The organism is Shewanella sp. LC6 (assembly GCF_006385735.2).
GTDB lineage: Bacteria > Pseudomonadota > Gammaproteobacteria > Enterobacterales > Shewanellaceae > Shewanella > Shewanella xiamenensis.
In genome coordinates this window covers 3,472,942-3,490,559 of record NZ_CP043902.1, presented here as the reverse complement: position 1 = coordinate 3,490,559, position 17,618 = coordinate 3,472,942, and the positions used below count along the sequence as shown (strand labels likewise).

General features: G+C 47.2%; 11 protein-coding genes and 1 pseudogene. 10 read left to right on the top strand and 2 right to left on the bottom strand.

Annotation, left to right across the window (positions count from 1 at the left end):
- Nucleotides 1-96 precede the first annotated feature (96 nt).
- The 7 genes and pseudogenes from glgC (at nt 97) to FJD32_RS15630 (ending at nt 10,698) form a co-directional block, all read left to right on the top strand.
- Complete coding sequence (gene glgC, locus FJD32_RS15660; RefSeq protein ID WP_047535906.1) at nt 97-1,359, top strand: glucose-1-phosphate adenylyltransferase; 1,263 nt, start codon at nt 97-99, stop codon at nt 1,357-1,359.
- A gap of 67 nt (nt 1,360-1,426) precedes the next feature.
- Nucleotides 1,427-3,016: a glycogen/starch synthase gene (locus FJD32_RS15655; protein WP_181159876.1), complete on the top strand. Its 1,590-nt coding sequence runs from the start codon at nt 1,427-1,429 to the stop codon at nt 3,014-3,016.
- A 109-nt stretch (nt 3,017-3,125) separates the two neighbouring features.
- Complete coding sequence (locus FJD32_RS15650; protein WP_088585857.1) at nt 3,126-6,149, top strand: EAL domain-containing protein; 3,024 nt, start codon at nt 3,126-3,128, stop codon at nt 6,147-6,149.
- A 201-nt stretch (nt 6,150-6,350) separates the two neighbouring features.
- Nucleotides 6,351-7,721 (top strand): DEAD/DEAH box helicase, encoded by a 1,371-nt coding sequence (locus tag FJD32_RS15645; RefSeq protein WP_088585856.1) that lies wholly within the window; start codon nt 6,351-6,353, stop codon nt 7,719-7,721.
- Between the two features lie 106 nt (nt 7,722-7,827).
- Nucleotides 7,828-8,214: pseudogene (locus FJD32_RS15640) on the top strand (GTP-binding protein); the annotation flags it as partial.
- Between the two features lie 123 nt (nt 8,215-8,337).
- Entirely contained in the window at nt 8,338-9,948 is a 1,611-nt protein-coding gene (locus FJD32_RS15635; RefSeq protein WP_011787758.1) for an IS1634-like element ISSpu7 family transposase, read from the top strand.
- A gap of 12 nt (nt 9,949-9,960) precedes the next feature.
- Nucleotides 9,961-10,698 (top strand): GTP-binding protein, encoded by a 738-nt coding sequence (locus FJD32_RS15630; protein WP_140907600.1) that lies wholly within the window; start codon nt 9,961-9,963, stop codon nt 10,696-10,698.
- Between the two features lie 10 nt (nt 10,699-10,708).
- On the opposite strand, the gene FJD32_RS15625 is transcribed toward FJD32_RS15630, so the two are convergent.
- Complete coding sequence (locus FJD32_RS15625) at nt 10,709-11,485, bottom strand: transporter substrate-binding domain-containing protein (RefSeq protein ID WP_037425870.1); 777 nt, start codon at nt 11,483-11,485, stop codon at nt 10,709-10,711.
- Nucleotides 11,486-11,907: 422 nt separating this feature from the next.
- Here FJD32_RS15625 and FJD32_RS15620 point away from each other — a divergent pair, with 422 nt between their 5' ends.
- Nucleotides 11,908-13,521, top strand: coding sequence for an IS1634-like element ISShes12 family transposase (locus tag FJD32_RS15620; protein ID WP_011715680.1), 1,614 nt, complete (start codon nt 11,908-11,910; stop codon nt 13,519-13,521).
- Nucleotides 13,522-13,554: 33 nt separating this feature from the next.
- Entirely contained in the window at nt 13,555-14,076 is a 522-nt protein-coding gene (locus tag FJD32_RS15615) for a DUF3087 domain-containing protein (RefSeq protein ID WP_069454559.1), read from the top strand.
- A 113-nt stretch (nt 14,077-14,189) separates the two neighbouring features.
- Here FJD32_RS15615 and FJD32_RS15610 read toward each other — a convergent pair whose 3' ends face one another.
- A complete protein-coding gene (locus tag FJD32_RS15610; protein ID WP_037416046.1) occupies nt 14,190-15,734 on the bottom strand; it encodes an MFS transporter in 1,545 nt (514 codons plus the stop codon).
- A gap of 421 nt (nt 15,735-16,155) precedes the next feature.
- On the opposite strand from FJD32_RS15610, the gene FJD32_RS15605 reads away from it, so the two are divergent.
- The gene (locus FJD32_RS15605) at nt 16,156-17,502 is read left to right on the top strand and encodes an MATE family efflux transporter (protein ID WP_088585854.1); all 1,347 of its coding nucleotides are present in this window, start codon (nt 16,156-16,158) and stop codon (nt 17,500-17,502) included.
- The last annotated feature ends 116 nt before the right edge of the window (nt 17,503-17,618 follow it).

Below are 17,618 nucleotides of genomic sequence, written 5' to 3'. Positions count from 1 at the left end.
AATACGCAGTTGTATGCAATGCTGCGGCCTTAGGGCGGCAGGGAAGAGTGGTTGTGAAGCAATCGGCACTGATGTGCTATTTGGGGAGTAGAGCCTATGTCTAATGTACGTTATATCAGTAATTTAACTCGTGAAACCTATGCATTGATTCTGGCTGGTGGCCGAGGCTCGCGTTTACATGAACTCACCGACTGGCGCGCTAAACCCGCGCTGTATTTCGGTGGCAAGTTTAGGATCATCGATTTTCCGCTGTCGAATTGCATTAACTCGGGGATCCGCCGCGTTGGGGTGGTGACCCAATATAAGTCGCACTCGTTAATTCGCCACGTGATGCGCGGTTGGGGCCACTTTAAAAAGGAATTAGGTGAGTCGGTGGAAATTCTGCCCGCCTCACAACGTTACTCTGAGAATTGGTATCAAGGCACGGCTGATGCGGTATTCCAAAATATCGACATCATCCGCCATGAGCTGCCCAAGTACGTGATGGTGCTCTCGGGTGACCATGTGTATCGCATGGATTATGCTGGCTTACTGGCCGCCCATGCCGAATCTGGCGCCGATATGACAGTCTCCTGCCTTGAGGTGCCCGTGGCCGAAGCGGCGGGCGCATTTGGGGTGATGGAAGTCGATGACGAGATGCGCATCCTAGGATTTGAAGAAAAACCTAAATACCCTAAACATTCCCCAGGCAATCCAGAGAAGTGCCTCGCCTCGATGGGCAACTATGTGTTTAACACTGAGTTTTTGTTCGAACAGTTGAAGAAAGACGCGCAAAACGCCAATTCCGATAGGGATTTTGGCAAAGATATTATTCCCTCGATCATCGAAAAACATAAAGTGTTTGCCTATCCCTTTAAGAGTGCTTTCCCCAACGAGCAAGCCTACTGGCGCGATGTGGGCACCTTGGATTCCTTCTGGCAGGCCAATATGGAATTGCTATCGCCCACGCCGGCCTTAAACCTCTACGATGCCAAATGGCCGATTTGGACTTATCAGGAGCAATTACCTCCCGCTAAATTTGTGTTTGACGATGACGATAGACGCGGCATGGCGGTGGATTCGATTATTTCTGGCGGCTGTATTATCTCGGGCGCGACCGTGCGCCGCAGCGTGCTGTTTAACGAGGTGCGGGTTTGTTCTTACTCCGTGGTTGAGGATTCAGTCGTGCTGCCCGATGTGGTGGTGCTGCGCCACTGCAAGATTAAAAACGCCATCATCGATAGAGGTTGTATTATCCCCGAAGGCACAGTGATCGGTTATAACCACGACCATGATAGGGCAAAAGGCTTTAGGGTGTCCGAGAAAGGCATTACCTTAGTCACCCGCGATATGTTAGGACTGCCGGTGGGCTACGAGTAAGGCCAACCCATTAATTAGCTTGAAAATTAACCCTGTTGGAGTATGAAGTTAGGTGAAACGCATATTAATGGTCGCGGCCGAAAATGGAGCGCTGAAAGGGGCGAAAGTGGGCGGTATGGCGGATGTGATCCGTGACTTGCCCCAAGCGCTGGCGGGTGTTGAGATCCAAGCTGATGTCATTATGCCCAGCTACGGATTTTTAACAGGCTTTGACGCCAAACTTATCCATGAGTTTGAGGTGAGTTTTGCCGGGCGACAGGAGCCGATTAAGTTGTATTGGCTGGCGCACCCCAAGGTGCAGGGCGCCAATATTTACTTGCTCGAGCATGGGCTGTGGCAATCGAGCCCCGGGCAGATTTATAGCCAAGGCACAAGTGATCGCCCCTTTGCCGATGATGCGACTAAGTTTGCGCTGTTGTGTGCAAGCGTAGCCAAGGCCTTAGTGGCAGGGCTTGTGCCTATGCCTGAGCTTTTACATCTGCATGACTGGCACACGGGATGTTTAGCCATGCTGCGAGCGCTGGCGCCTGAGTATCAAGCGTTAAAAAGCATAGCATGTGTGTTTTCGATTCATAACCTTGCGCTGCAGGGCATTAGGCCGCTGAGCCATGATTCGTCAAGCTTTGCGGCTTGGTTTTCTCACTTATTTGCCCAGTTGGATGAGGGCCAACGCGCCCAGATTATCGACCCCCGTTATCCCCATTGCATTAATCCGATGCGGATGGGGATTACGCTGGCGGATAAGGTGCATCTCGTCTCACCCACCTACGCCAAGGAGGTGTTGCTTCCCTCTCGCCCAGAGTTGGGCTTTTTCGGTGGCGAAGGGCTTGAGGCCGATTTGCAACATAAAGCTGATCAAGGTCGAGTACTGGGGATTTTAAACGGTTGCGAATACCCAGAGGCTTTAGCTCAAACCTCCCTCGAACGTATGGAATTAACGGATTTTACGAAGCTACTGAGTTGCATCGAGTCAGCTTTAGCCCAGTGGCAGGGTGGGCGAACTCAGGTGAGTGGCGTCGATATGATTGCTTTTACGCGGCTGCAAGCCCTGTGGCGCCAAGCCTCTGCGGGAGAGTTCCCGAACTTTCTGTTGACGTCTGTTGGTCGGCTTACCGATCAAAAAGTACTGATCCTTCGCCATATTTTACCTTCTGGCTTATCGGTATTAGAGACGTTACTGCAACAGTTACAGCAGACGCAGCCCAAGGCGCTATTTGTGCTGCTTGGCAGCGGCGACCCAGAGATAGGGCTGTTTTTTCAAACCCTTGCGGCTAAGTATGCCCATTTTGTATTTCTGCAAGGATACCATGAGGAACTCTCCCAGTGTCTTTATCAAGTGGGTGATTTGTTCCTGATGCCGAGTTCTTTTGAGCCCTGTGGTATTAGCCAAATGCTCGCCATGCGTAGCGGTCAGCCTTGTTTAGTGCATGGTGTGGGCGGATTACAAGATACGGTCGAGGACAATGTCGATGGTTTTGTGTTTTATGGCGAAGATATCAAAAGCCAGGGCGAGGCTATGCTGGCAAAGCTGGCTGAAGCACTCGATAAATTTAATACGCGTGATTGGACGCAATTAAAACGCAAGGCGAAAGCGCGGCGCTTTGATTGGCATAGCATCGCCCTTGATTACAAGAAACAACTTTACAACATTTTGTGAATTACCCCATGTAATTAGATCATGATTTGTAAGCAATTCTGCTACACTTTTGGGGGAGAGTTTTCGTAAGATAGACCATTTCCTCATTTTTGGAGTTGCTTCCACATCCATGGATAAAAGCATTTTCTTACCCTTAGTACAAAATGCAGCGTTACTGCTCGCCTTAGTGTTTTTGTACGATGCGATTCCTAAAAAGCATCAGCGGCAGTATTTTTTACTATGGCGGCTGGGGATTGGCTTATTTATCGGTGGCATTGGTGTCGCGATTATGAGCACCCCATGGATGTACGAACCCGGTATTATCTTCGATACCCGCTCTGTACTCTTGTGTGTTTCGGGCCTGTTTTTTGGTGGCTTACCGACGGTGATTGCCGTTGTTATCACTTCGCTGTACCGACTCAGTATTGGCGGTGTCGCCATGTGGGTTGGCGTTGGCGTAATTATCAGTTCCGGTCTTATCGGTGTGATATGGCGGCATTATCGTAAGTCCTATCTTGCCAATATTTCGGGTAAAGAAGTCTTTGGTTTTGCTTTTTTAGTGCATTTAGTGATGTTGTCATGGTTTTTTCTGCTGCCTAACCAGCTTGCATTGCCCGTATTGTCGAAAATCGCCTTACCAATATTATTGATTTATCCCCTTGCTACCTGGCTGCTAAGTCGTTTGCTATCTCGCCGTTTTGAGCTAGAGCGGGACGAGCAAATTCGCCTGCAAGATGATTTTTTATTCCGCAGCCAATTTAACGTCGGCAATATTGGGATTGCCATTACTGGCGTCGATCAAAAGTGGATCAAGGTGAATCCAAGGTTATGCCAGATGCTTAAATACTCAGAGGATGAGTTGCTGCATATGACTTGGAAGCAGCTCACTCACCCCGATGATGTTGAAGCTGATCTATTAAAGTTTGAGCTAATGCTTGAAGGCAAAATCGATAATTACGAATTAGATAAACGCTTTATTGCCAAGGATAACTCGATTGTTTACACCCATATGACAGTGGCCTGTAAGCGCGCAAATCATCAGGTATTATTAGTGATTGCAGGCTTTTTGGATGTCACGGCGCAAACATTAGCTGACATGGAGGTGCTCGCCAGTCGTGAACAACTTGAGTTGGTACTGAGCAGTAGCGATCTTGGGGTATGGGACTGGGATATTCGTAATGACCATATCGAGCGAAACGCCCGCAGTGCCGATATTTTAGGCTGCGATATCGATATGCTCAATGCCAATAGTCGCCAATGGATGGACTCGATAGTGGCTGAGGATAGGCCCAAAGTATTGCATTCTATCGAGGCCCATATTCGTGGCGAAACGCCGCAACATAAGATGGAATATCGCTTAAAAACCCTTAACCGCGACATCCGCTGGATTTTAGATACCGGTAAAGTGGTGAGCCGTGATGCCAATAACAATGCGCTCAGAATGTGCGGTACTTATACCGATATCACCGATGCAAAGTTGATTGAAGAGTCTTTAAAACTCTCTGCGTTAGTTTATAACAATAGCTCCGAAGCCATGAGTGTACTCGATGAAAACGGAGTGATTATTACCGTAAACGCCGCATTTACCGATATCACTGGCTATAGCGAGTCTGAAATTCGTGGACAGCATATTCGTATGATGTATTGCGACCTTAATGGTCACGATTTTTATCAGCGCATGAATAATGACATTCGCGAAAAAGGCGAGTGGCAGGGTGAAATGCGCCAACGGCGTAAGAATAATGAAGAGTATGTCATTTGGCTAACCATTAATACGATTAATAATGCCGAGGGTTTGCCTTATCGTCGTGTTGCGCTTTTTTCTGATATTACCGATAAAAAACAAAGTGAACATTTAATCTGGAAACAAGCCAACTACGATACCTTGACTGGCCTGCCTAATCGACGCATGTTGCTCGAATATTTAAGTGCCGAAATCAAGAATGCTGACCGTAATCGCAATCACTTTGCGCTGATGTTCCTCGATCTCGATTACTTTAAAGAGGTTAACGATACCTTAGGTCACGCCATGGGGGATCAATTACTGATCGAAACCGCCAGTCGCTTAAAATCCTGTGTGCGGGATGCCGATGTGGTGGCGCGACTTGGCGGTGATGAGTTTACCGTAGTATTAAGTGCTATGGCTGATCATAAGGGGATTGAGCGAGTTGCCGAACATATTTTAAGGCGTATTGCCGAGCCCTATCTGCTCGGTGAAGAAACTGCTTATATTAGCGCCAGTATTGGTATCACGCTTTACCCCGATGATTCGACTAGTATTGAAGGTTTACTTAAACATGCGGATCAGGCTATGTATGCGGCAAAAGATCAAGGCCGCAATCGGTTTAACTATTTCACCCCTTCGATGCAGGAATACGCTAAATACCGCATGCGATTAATTCACGATCTCCGTCAAGCCGTGCTGAATAAAGAATTTGAACTGCATTATCAACCGATAGTAGCGATGGAGACAGGGGAAGTGGCTAAGGCAGAAGCCTTATTGCGCTGGTTCCATCCTGAGCGGGGCTCTGTATCGCCAGCAGAATTTATTCCTGTTGCTGAAGATACAGGGCTGATTGTTGAAATCGGTAACTGGGTATTTGAACAAGCAGCACGCCAAAGCGCCCAGTGGCGCAAGACGTTGGGCGTGGAAATTCAGATCAGTGTTAACAAATCGCCTATACAGTTCCGTGATGAGGGCACACTGTTACACAATTGGCTTGAATTACTGCAGCAGTTAGATGTCACTGGTTCTGGCGTTTGTGTGGAAATTACCGAGGGGCTATTGCTTGATGCTAGCATGGGCGTGACTGAAAAATTGTTAGCCTATCGGGATGCGGGCGTGCAAGTTTCCTTAGACGACTTTGGTACTGGTTATTCGTCCTTAGCGTATTTGAAGAAGTTTGATATCGATTACTTAAAAATCGACCAATCCTTTACCCGCAATATCGATACGGATGAAAATGACCACACCTTGTGTGAAGCCATCATTGTGATGGCCCATAAATTGGGCATGAAAGTCATCGCCGAAGGGGTTGAAACCGAGGCGCAGCGGCAGGTGTTGCTCAATGCAGGCTGCGACTATGGCCAAGGTTATTTATTCTCTAAACCCGTCAGTGCCAGTGAGTTTGCCAGCAAGTATTTGCTGACATAAACACCTAGGCGAGAAAGGTTTATCAGGCGTGCGACGTTTTGCCTATAAATCAGCCGCGAATTTTGCTAGACTCCGCGGCCCCATTTAAGGGCATGATGCAGAAAATTAATAATGTTGAAGAGTACAATAAGTCATCTCTTCGATTCGTCTCTTTTTTGCTGCGCATTGAGCAATTCCACCGACTAACACCTAAGAGTTCCTATGAAATTTGACACACTCGGCTTATCTTCACCTATTTTGAATGCGATAACTGAGTGTGGCTATCAGCAACTCACTCAAGTGCAACAACAGGTTATTCCTCTCGCCTTAACGGGGAAGGATATTATGGCCTGTGCTCAGACTGGAACAGGTAAAACCGCTTCCTTCGCCTTGCCCGTGCTTGAGCAACTTGCTGCCCAGCCTGCCGATAAACCCTTGCTGCGCGCCTTAGTGATGACGCCAACCCGTGAGTTGGCAATTCAAGTTTGTGCGAATATTCAAAAATATAGCCAGTTTTTGCCCCTTAAAACCTTAGCGGTTTATGGCGGTGCGAATATGAATCCGCAGCGTAAAGGAGTCGAGCAGGGCGTCGATATCCTCGTCGCAACGCCAGGGCGACTATTCGATATTATTGGCCAGTTCAATTTAGACCTGTCCAGTGTAACGACCTTAGTGATCGACGAAGCGGATCGTATGCTCGATTTAGGCTTTGTACGCGACATTGAAAAGGTGAAGCGCCTTATTGCCCCTGTACATCAAACGATGTTGTTTTCAGCCACCTATAGCGATGCGGTGAAGCAACTCTCCCATAAGATGCTCAATCAACCTGAATGGGTTAATGTTGCCGAAAATACCACGGCATCGACCGTAGAACAGCTAGTGTATCGGGTCGATAAACGTCGCAAAGCAGAGTTATTATCTGAGCTGGTGGGGCGCAATAATTGGCGCCAAGTGCTGGTGTTCGCCAGTACTAAGGAATGCGCTGAGCATTTATTGCAGGAGTTAACACTCGATGGGATCAGCGCGGGCGTTTTTCATGGGGATAAAACCCAAGGGGCGCGTAATCGTGTGCTCGATGATTTTAAAGCCGGAAAACTGCGCGTGTTGGTGGCAACCGATGTGGCGGCCCGCGGGCTTGATATTCAGGCGCTTCCCTTAGTGATAAACCTAGAGTTGCCTTTCCTCGCGGAAGATTATGTCCATCGTATTGGCCGCACTGGCCGTGCGGGCCTGTCAGGTCGAGCTATTTCATTTGTCAGCCCAGCAGATGATGAAATGCTCGCAGAAATAGAAGCTTTAATTGGCCAGCAACTCCCTGTCACTGTGCAGCCTGGTTACGAGGAGGGCACGCCACTGCCTGCACGTTACCGCGATGCTCCCGCGGCAACCACTAAAACTAAATGGAGTTATAAAGCACCAAAAGATCGCACTATTGGCAAAGTCAGTGCTGCCGGGAAGTCGAGTGAGAGCCAAGCTAGATCAAGAAAATCTCCTACCCGCGAGGGTAAGTATTCAAAAGATAAGGCGAAATTTAGCCCATTTCAAACTCAGCGTTCTGGTGGTAAGCCGCAGGGCGGCAATAAAGTAAAATAGTGCAGTACGCAGCGCGCCCAAGGCGCGCTTTTTGTTGAGCTTTAACTAGAATATCCCTACACTCGAATGCCCCTAAACGTTGCCCGTTACCCTGCGAGTGTTGTCCATGATCGTCAAAGCCATTCCCACCAATATCATCACAGGTTTTTTAGGTGTCGGTAAAACAACGCTTATAAAACAACTTTTGAAGACTAAACCTGAGGGCGAAACTTGGGCGATATTAGTCAATGAATTTGGTGAAGTCGGTATCGATGCGGGCCTCTTAGAGGCAAACAACAGTGGGGTGCAGATTCGTGAAGTTGCCGGGGGCTGCATGTGCTGCGCGGCGGGCGTACCCACGCAAGTGGCAATCAATCAACTGATCGCCCGTGCTAAGCCTGATCGCTTGCTGATTGAACCTACGGGACTTGGGCATCCTAATGAAATTATTAAAGTCCTCAGTGCGCCCCATTATCAACATGTTATCCGCCTTCAAAGCACTTTATCCGTCATTCCGCAGCTAATTCCAGAATTTAAATAGTGTGATCTGGCGATCAGCTTTTCATAAAAACTACGACACCATCTTGACCGCGATCGACAGTTTTGCTCTATTACTGCTATTTGACGGTCTCAAAATATGTCTACCCATCCTGTTATTAAACGCTTAGATCACCTTGGTCTCATTGCCGCCTTTTGTCACGAAATTGGCCTGCCACGGATGATAGATGCCGTTATCCCAAAATATTCTGACCACAATGTTTCTCATGGTGACGCGGTATTGGCCATGCTCCTAAATGGACTTGGCTTTCATAGCAGAACACTGCACATGTTCTCGGACTTTTTTAAGACCAAGCCTGTATCTAAGCTACTCGCCAAAGACATTGAAGCACACCACCTGACTGATGATGTACTAGGCCGCACATTAGATGCTCTATACGAAGCCGATGTCTCAGCGCTCTATCAGGTTATTGCTGAGCGTGTTGTTGATAAACTGGGCTTGACGACCGATTCTGTTCATCTTGATATCACTAGCTTCCACGTTGATGGTGAGTATGCACAAGATGAAAACACCAACGTGATTAAGCTTGTAAGAGGTTATAGTCGGGATCATAGGCCAGAGCTTAACCAAGTCGTGCTTGAACTCATCTGTGAAAACCAAGCAGGTATTCCTGTTTACATGCAAGCACTGAGTGGTAACACCAATGATGCCAAGGCATTCGCTGAAGTCACTAAAAGACACATACATTGCCTAAAAGCCGCGCAAAATAGTCGTTACTTTATCGCTGATGCCGCTTTGTACACCGAAGAAAGCATCTCCTCGCTAGATGAGCAAAATCAAAAATTCATTACCCGTGTCCCCATGACCATCAAGCTCGCAAAACAAGCACTACTTGCGCTAGAGCCAGAGCAATTAAGCACTATCGGTCATGGCTACTCAGGATGTTGGATAGACTCGGATTACGGAAAGGTCAATCAACGTTGGTTGCTCGTTCACAGTGAACAGGCCACCAAGCGGGAAGAAATCACTTTCTTCAAGAACTTAGAGAAAAACATAGCAAAAGAAATCAAAGCGTTGGAAAAGCTAAGTAAAAAACCATTCGCTTGTGAAGTTGACGCAGAATTAGCGTTTAACGATTTCAAGAAACAATGTGACTTACTTGGGTTTGAACAAGGCACTCTCATCAAACAGCCGACTTACTCTCATTCGGGCCGCCCAAAGACAGATGAAGCACCGACAGGATACCAATACTTTATCGAAGCCGCCCCCTTCACCGACCTAGAAAAAGTAAAACTGGCTAAGCTCAAAGTAGGCATGTTTATCCTCGCGACGAATGACACCGACAATGAAGCACTCACCATGGCGGCTCTTCTAGCACATTACAAATCGCAACAAAAAGTCGAGCGCGGCTTCCGTTTTCTAAAAAGCCCTGAGTTTTTAACCTCTTCCATCTTCTTGAAAAAGCCTGAGCGCATTGAAGCGTTGCTAATGATAATGACGTTGAGCTTGCTTGTTTACGCTAGTTTAGAACACAAAATCAGAGAACAACTCGCACAAACCGAAGCGTTCTTCCCAAGTATGGTAAAGAACAAGACGACCTCCAGACCGACGGCACGTTGGGTCTTCTTGCAATTCGAAGGCATAGATACGCTAGAGATTAACGGCCAAAGGTTCATCACTGGACTTCAAGATCACCAAACACAACTACTCAAATTACTCGGTAGATTCTATGAGGTAGTTTATTCCTAAATTAGCTGCGGAATGTCGGCTTTATGCCTAATTGATGCCCGTAAATTAATGGATGAACGCTACCGCGGACATGATAATTTTGTGCAGCAGTTGCAAGTAGCCGATGTGATCGTTGCGACCAAAACCGATTTATATCCTGAGTTTGAGGCATTGCAGGGCAGGCAATTAGCTAAGGAATTAACTCATTATCTCAATGCTTTACAACTTGATGATACGCCAGTGGTGGAGCATAGTTCGCCTCAAGGCTTATCGGCTCAATTACTTGAGCTCCTTAAGCAACCACGCCGTGATTTACCTAAACCGGCCATTAACCTAGCCGCTAGCATTAACGCATTGAGCCAATCTCGCAGTGTGTTGCGTAACACTGCCGACACTTTGGGTTTGCAGGGGCTGTTTACCGAGGAGGCAAGCGAGCAGGTCTACCAGTTTGATGCGCGTGGCATAGTACGTAAGCAAAATCAGGGGGAGGGCTGTTTTAGCTGCGGCTGGGTATTTGAACCTATGCAAGAGTTTGATTTTGATAGATTAATGCAATTTATTACCCTCCAGACCCAAACAAATCCTACTTTACTGCGGTTAAAGGCTGTAATGATTACCAGCGATGGTATTGCGGGGATCAATTGGAGCAGTGGGGATATGACTGTCACTGAACTTGATGATTGTGTTGATTCTCGGCTCGAAATGATTGCAACCCAAGAGCTGGATTGGGACCACATTGAACTGGCCTTAATGGAATGTTTAGCTGGTTAATTGAAGGGGATTAATCGGTGAGCATTGAGGTGGGAATGGTAACGCCACGTTTTTTTGCCAGTGTAGCCAATTCGCCTGTCTCAACCATATGTTGCATAAATAGATCGAAACGTTGTTGAAGTGGTTGAAATTTTACGTCTTTTGGAAAGGCCATAAAGCCATCTTGGATATCAATTCTTGGCATTATAGGGGTGATTGCCTGTGGAATTTTGATTTGCGCGAGCATTGCTTGAGTATTGCGTATGTTGGTGGCAAGCAAATCGAGATCGCCACGGGATAAGCGTTCAATACCACTTTTGAGATCTGCAAATTCATTAATTGTGAGCGTTTTGGTGCGTTCGTTAAACAAATAGCCGTAACTCCAGCCTTGCATTTTGCCAATTCTTAATCCATGGATACTGGCATAACTACCATCCCAAGGCGTGGGGTGATTGACTCTGGCGTAAAAAACGATTTCATCGCGATAAAAGGGTTGGGCCGAGAAGGCTAAGTGCTTTTGCCGTTCTTCCGAAAAATAGGGACCAATTAAAATATCTGCTTGGCCGCGCTCGACCATAGATTGCGCTCGGCGCCAAGGCGCTATTTGATAATGAATGGTCACTTTTTGTTGCTGGGCAAAACGATTGAGTATATCTACCCCTAAACCGATGTATTCGCCGTTCGGTTTTTGTTCAAAAATTTGGCTAAAACGAGTCCCCACCGCAAAGAGCTCCTCTGCTTTTATAGGGGCGACTAAGCAAATGAGGGTGAGCAAAACTAACCTTCGCAAGGTGTTCTTTAATGCCATTTCATTCCTGTGATGGTTGCTTCATTCCAAGTGGAATGTGGTGCAAGTAAGGGGAGTTTGTTAAATAAATCGTTACGTACTTTGAATATCAGCAAATTGTACACTGATTTAGATCCCTATCTGCACGTACCTGTCATCAATGCGGATAACCGTGCCTCAATAACCGGAAGATAACTAAATAAAAAGATTGGTAATTTTATAATATAAATCCTTAATCATATTTGTTTCAAATTGTATCCTTTGTGGTTGGTTTGATGGCGGAAGACTTATATTATTCAGGCAAGCTCAAGCAAACTGGGTTATGCTGCGCCGCCAATGCGTATTTTGATTAAAACCGTCATTCCGCACCTAATTTTCGATTTAAAAAACTTGACGGCGATCGGTCATTCTGATCTATTACTCTCTTTTGCAGGTAATTCATCATGGCCGCTCCCGCTATCTCTATCCGTAACCTCGACCACCTTGGTTTGGTCGCTGCACTTTGCCAAGAACTCGGCATTGCTCGCATGATTGATGCGGTGCTACCCAAAACGCCGCCCTACAAAGTCTCACATGGTGAAGCGTTGGTGGCGATGATACTGAACGGTCTTGGCTTTCATAGTTCGACCTTGCACATGTTCCCGCAATTCTTTGCCAACAAGCCTGTAGAACGCCTGATTGGCCCGGGGATCTGTGCCGATGACCTCAATGATGATGTGCTCGGCCGCTGCCTTGATGCCCTCTTTGAGGCCGATGTCAGCACGCTTTATCAGGTGATGGCGGAGCAGGTCGTTGAACGATTGGGGCTCAAAAGTACTGCAGTACACCTCGATATCACCAGCTTCCACGTCGATGGCGCCTATGACCAAGCCGATGGCGAGCAGCTCGGTAAGTTGCAATTGGTACGGGGCTATAGCCGCGACCATCGGCCAGAGCTAAACCAGGTTATCCTGGAGCTTATCTGTGAAAATCAGGCCGGCCTGCCCATCTACATGCAAGCCTTGAGTGGTAATATTAATGATACCAAGGCCTTTGCCCAGACGGTACGGCGCCACTTGAGCAGTCTCAAGGCCGCGCAGGAGAGTCGTTATCTGGTCGGCGATGCGGCGCTGTATTGCGCCGACACCTTGCAACTACTGGCACAACAGCAACAGTTGTTCGTGACTCGTGTGCCTGTCACCCTCAATGAAGCCAAGCGAGCCGTGGCAACCATTGGCACCCAGTCGCTGGTTGCGCTGGGCAATGGCTATCATGGCTGTTGGCAAAGCGCCAATTATGCCGACGTCGCGCAGCGTTGGTTGCTGGTGCGCAGCGAACAGGCCAGCCACCGTGAGCAGCAAACATTAGCCAAAAACCTACTGAAAGACAGCACGCGTGAACTGAAAGCCTTCAACAAATTATGTGCCCAGCGTTTTGCCTGCGAGACCGATGCGCAGGCTGAATTAGCCCGTTTTGCTGTCAGCTTAAATCTGCTGCAACTAGAAGCAGAAGTCGTGAGTGAACCTATCTATGCAGGGCGCGGAAGGCCCCAAAAGGGTGAAATGCCGGTGAACTACCAATTTCACATCAAGGGGTTAGCCGCAAGTAGCTTGGCGCGGGTGGCTGAGGCGCGCAACCAGACAGGGGTGTTCATCCTCGCGACCAATGATCACAGTGAAACGCTCACCATGGCTGAGCTGTTGGCTACCTATAAAGCCCAGCAGAATGTCGAGCGTGGTTTTAGGTTTCTGAAAAGTCCCGAATTTTTAACCTCCTCGTTATATCTTAAAAAACCGGAACGTATCGAAGCGTTGCTGATGGTGATGACCTGTAGCCTGATGATTTATGCGGCGCTGGAGCACCGGATCCGGCAGGGCTTAGTAGAGCAGAACCGGAGTGTGGCGGACATGAAAAAGAAACCCACGCAAAAACCGACTGCGCGGTGGATTTTTTTACGCTTTGGCGGGGTGCACGAGTACCAGTTGGGAGAGGCGCCACCTCAAGTCACAGGACTCACAGTGGACCAGCAGATCATTCTCGACGTGTTAGGCGAACGGTATCGGCAAATTTATTCCTAAATCAGGTGCGGAAAGTCGGTTAAAAGAGAACCCATGAAGTTACAGCAAATTGATAAATCCCTTTATCGTAGCAATATGAACCTGTTTATGGTGGCCTTAGTGTTGGCCTTGATCGTTTGCTCCCTTGGCTTTGGGGCTGGATTAATTGCGCTCTTTGGCGTTGAGGCTTTACCCGGTGAGCCTACAGGAAATTTCCACTGGAATTTACTCGGGGTGATTTTGGCGGTATTACTTTGTAGTGCCATTGTCTATCAGCTAAAAACTCAGCCCTTTTTTAAAGAGATTTATTATGTGTGGCAGTTAAAGCAACTGCAAAATCGCATTTATCGCAAGCTGGCTAAAGTCCAAGCAGCTGCGGCGGACAATGATGTAAATGCGTTGATTACATTGCTATTTTACTTCACCAGTTTACGCCAGGTGTATTTGCTGGATGATAATACCTTGACCTTATCAGCGGTTGATAAGGAGCTTGCACAGTTACAGGCACAATGCGACGTTTTAGGATTAGCGCTATCGGCTGAACAATTTGAGGTCGAACTGTTAGCGGGTTTTTAATTCTAGATTTAATGATTTAGTCGCGTATCAAGACCGTTAAATAAAAAGTGAGTGCATGCACACTCACTTTTTAATTGGAATCGATTAGCGGCTTCGATAACGCGGTTAAGGTATTAGTTCGCTGCCTGCTGCGCACGTTGCAGCGTCAGTAACCACTTACCATAGAAATAAATACCCACCGCCGAAATAGTACCAATCGCCGCAATTATATACCAAGCCATACCAATGTTGTGGCTGTGGTAGAGCAGCTGAGTCAGATCATGGGCGTTTTCGCCGGTAAAGCTGACTAAGGTGGTAAAGGCTTCACCCTGCGGAATGGCACTCACATCCGTTGCGCTCATGCCGCGCTCGAGTAATAAGTCGCGTGAGAACAACTCTTTCGAGGCGAAAATTTCATAGAGTTTTGGGCCAAAATAACCTTCTAAGCCCCAGCCAATCCCTTGAGGTAGCATGACAAAGCCAAGGTACATGGCTTTTTTACCTTCGGGGGCAATGTTACCCATAAATTCGTTTTTCTTTGGGCTAATCATCATTTCGCCAATCGAGAACATCGCGATGGCGAGCACAATAAACCAAGCCGCATGGAAGGCGCCGATAAACACAAAGGCCAAGATACTGAGTAAACAGCCAATCAGCATCGCCGTGGTGATGCGGTATTTGGCGGTCAGCGCGGCAATTAAAAAGCAGCTGGTCATAATCAGGCCGGCGTTGAGATTAAGCATGCCCTCAGGCATCACTTTCGTGCCTTCGTTATTTAACCCGAGCCAGAACTGTAAAATGCCGTTGCTGGTGCCTTCGCTACCAAACAAACTGGTGACAATTACGCTGGTATCGACCCACTCGGAAATATGAATCGGTAGTACATCAAACAGCGCATTAAACAAGAACCAAAAACCTGAAAATACCAGCATGTAATAGATCACAATTGGCTTTTTAAGCTCATGCCAAGCGTCGCGCCATAGGGACTCTTGTTTGACTTCACCTGATTTAATTTGCTGATTACGGATGAGGCGCTCGGCTTTTCCTGGCTCGGTATATGTCAATAAAAACAGGAAGTTTAGTGAGATAATCGCAGCGCATGCATAAAACACATTATCCCAAGAAAGTTGACGCATATGCACGGCAACCAATGGGCCTAAGAAGCCACCGATATTCACGACTTGGTAAAATATCCCCCAAGCCATGGAGGTATTATTACGATTGGTGGAGAGCACTAAGGTGCCTTGAATACCGGGTTTAAAGATACCCGTGCCGATGGCGAGTAGCAGTGCCCCCGATAAAAAGCCCCAAAAGGTAGGGAAGAACGCCATAGTCAGGTAGCCCATGATTTTAATCACGGTCGAGCCGAAAATGGTTTCCTTGTAGCCGACTCGGTCGGAAATCCCACCAGTAAACACGGGTACAAATGTCTGCATAATCGCCCAGAGCGAAATAATAATGCCATAGTCGCTGAGGCTGATCCCCAGACCTCCAGCCGATTCTGGCGCTTTGGCGTATAAGCCAGCACTGGCTTTTACGCCGTAATAGGCGATTCGCTCGACCAACTCCATGCCGCCCACTAACCAAAAAATATAACTTAGGCTAGTGATGGAGGCCCACATACCTAATTGTTTGACTTCGCGCAGATCATTCTCTGCATTTGGACTATTGTGACTCATGTCCTTCCCTTTATTATTGTTATTGACTTTAATTTCACTAATTCATTATTAATTAAATGGTTAGCTAAATTGCAGAGACAAATAATGCCTCGATAATTAACTCATTTCGGGCAATATAAACCTACACTTTACCTAATTAAGGGGTAAATACCAAAAAAGTAGTGAAAAATGATGAGTTTCGCCACATCTGTTATTGAGTAGTGTTTTATTTGTCGTGATGGGTTGGTAAAAGTGTGCCATCAGTAAGATATTGTGTAGATTAGTTTTTGTTATAAATTTATCCTGCTAATCGGGTTTGGTATTAAAGTAAAATTTAGGTACAATCCATTGCCGCATTTTTGTTCATCATTCTATTTATCTAAGTGAATACCGCTAGAACAATCTGAGTGCGCACCCTGCCTTTATTTTGTGAGATTTGGTTATGACTGCTGTTTCCCATAGCGCAACGGATCAACGCCTGCTGCAAGAGCCGATTTCGAAGCTTTTCTGGCGCTATACCATTCCAACAATCGCCTCCATGCTGGTGACTGGGGTATATGTCACCATTGATGGTATCTTCGTCGGACATTATCTCGGTGAAACCGGGCTTGCTGGCATGATGCTGGCTTATCCCGTGGGCGCGATTCTCTACGCCGTCGGTGCCATGATTGGCATGGGCAGCGCCGCGTTAGTCTCGATTAACTTGGGGCAAGGCAATATAGCCAAGGCGCGTAAATTGCTCGGTAATGCCTTTAGTTTATGTTTACTCGCGGGGGCATTTTTTGCCTTAATCGGCGGGATTTTTTCGCGAGATATTTTAATTGCCCTCGGCGCTGAGGGGGAAATACTCGAAAATGCTAATGAATACCTGTTCTGGTATTTTGCCTTATGTCATTTCCCTATTATCTCAATGGCATTTACCACCTTGCTGCGTAACGATGGTCGCCCCTCCATGGTGACCTTTGTGCTGATCTTAGGTGGCGTGCTGAACACCTTTTTAGATTGGCTGTTTATTGTGGTGTTTCCCTTCGGTTTAGCGGGGGCGGCGATTGCCACTATGTTGTCCCAGGCCGTGACTGGTTTACTCTGCCTGCAGCATTTCTTTGGGGCGCGCACACAGCTCAAAATCAATCTTGAGCAGATGAAGCTAAAGCTTGATAACTGCATCAACATCGCCCGTGTTGGTTTGCCAAGCTTTTTAATGAATCTGTATCTGTCGATTGTATTGACTCTGCATAACACCGCATTTTTATGGGTTGGTGGCCCTTTGCATGTGGCAGCATACGGGGTGGTCAGTTATACCGAAGCGTTTTTCTACCTGATTTTTGAGGGGATTGCCCTCGGTACCCAGCCAATTTATAGCTTTAATGCGGGAGCAGGGCGCTTCGATAGGGTTAAACAGGCACGCAATATTGCCTTTGGCATGACCTTACTCACCGCCGCACTTGGCTTACTGTTGATTTATTCCCGCCCTGAATGGTTGGTGTACCTGTTTGCCGGTGATAACCCAAGCCTTACGCCCGTCGCGATTGAAGGCATGCGTTGGTATTTCTGGGGCTTGCCGATGGAAGGCCTCATTTTAGTGGGGGCGAGCTTTTTCCAAGCGATTAATTGTTCGAAACAAGCATCGATTCTAACTGGCGCAAAACTCATACTGATTGCTGCGATTATCTACTGTTTTGCTTGGGCTTTTGGCGTGATCGGTGTGTGGATATCGCTCGCGACCTGTAGCACGCTATTGGTCATTTGGATGTTCATTGCCATGCAGCGGCTTAAGATTAAAGCCTAATTTTTGTTTAGTTATTATCTTAGTCTTGAAACCGACTTAATACTGGCGTGTCGGCATGCGCTCTGATACATTTCGCTGGTTTAAACCCTGCTTAAAATGAGCTCAGTCTGTAGTAT

Excerpts from the sequence above, each read along its gene's own strand:
- FJD32_RS15645 (WP_088585856.1), top strand. The coding sequence starts at position 6,351 with ATGAAATTTGACACACTCGGCTTATCTTCACCTATTTTGAATGCGATA.
- FJD32_RS15620 (WP_011715680.1), top strand. The coding sequence starts at position 11,908 with ATGGCCGCTCCCGCTATCTCTATCCGTAACCTCGACCACCTTGGTTTG.
- FJD32_RS15655 (WP_181159876.1), top strand. The coding sequence starts at position 1,427 with ATGGTCGCGGCCGAAAATGGAGCGCTGAAAGGGGCGAAAGTGGGCGGT.
- FJD32_RS15610 (WP_037416046.1), bottom strand. The coding sequence starts at position 15,734 with ATGAGTCACAATAGTCCAAATGCAGAGAATGATCTGCGCGAAGTCAAA.
- FJD32_RS15630 (WP_140907600.1), top strand. The coding sequence starts at position 9,961 with ATGTCGGCTTTATGCCTAATTGATGCCCGTAAATTAATGGATGAACGC.
- FJD32_RS15615 (WP_069454559.1), top strand. The coding sequence starts at position 13,555 with ATGAAGTTACAGCAAATTGATAAATCCCTTTATCGTAGCAATATGAAC.
- FJD32_RS15650 (WP_088585857.1), top strand. The coding sequence starts at position 3,126 with ATGGATAAAAGCATTTTCTTACCCTTAGTACAAAATGCAGCGTTACTG.
- FJD32_RS15605 (WP_088585854.1), top strand. The coding sequence starts at position 16,156 with ATGACTGCTGTTTCCCATAGCGCAACGGATCAACGCCTGCTGCAAGAG.
- FJD32_RS15625 (WP_037425870.1), bottom strand. The coding sequence starts at position 11,485 with ATGGCATTAAAGAACACCTTGCGAAGGTTAGTTTTGCTCACCCTCATT.
- FJD32_RS15635 (WP_011787758.1), top strand. The coding sequence starts at position 8,338 with ATGTCTACCCATCCTGTTATTAAACGCTTAGATCACCTTGGTCTCATT.
- glgC (WP_047535906.1), top strand. The coding sequence starts at position 97 with ATGTCTAATGTACGTTATATCAGTAATTTAACTCGTGAAACCTATGCA.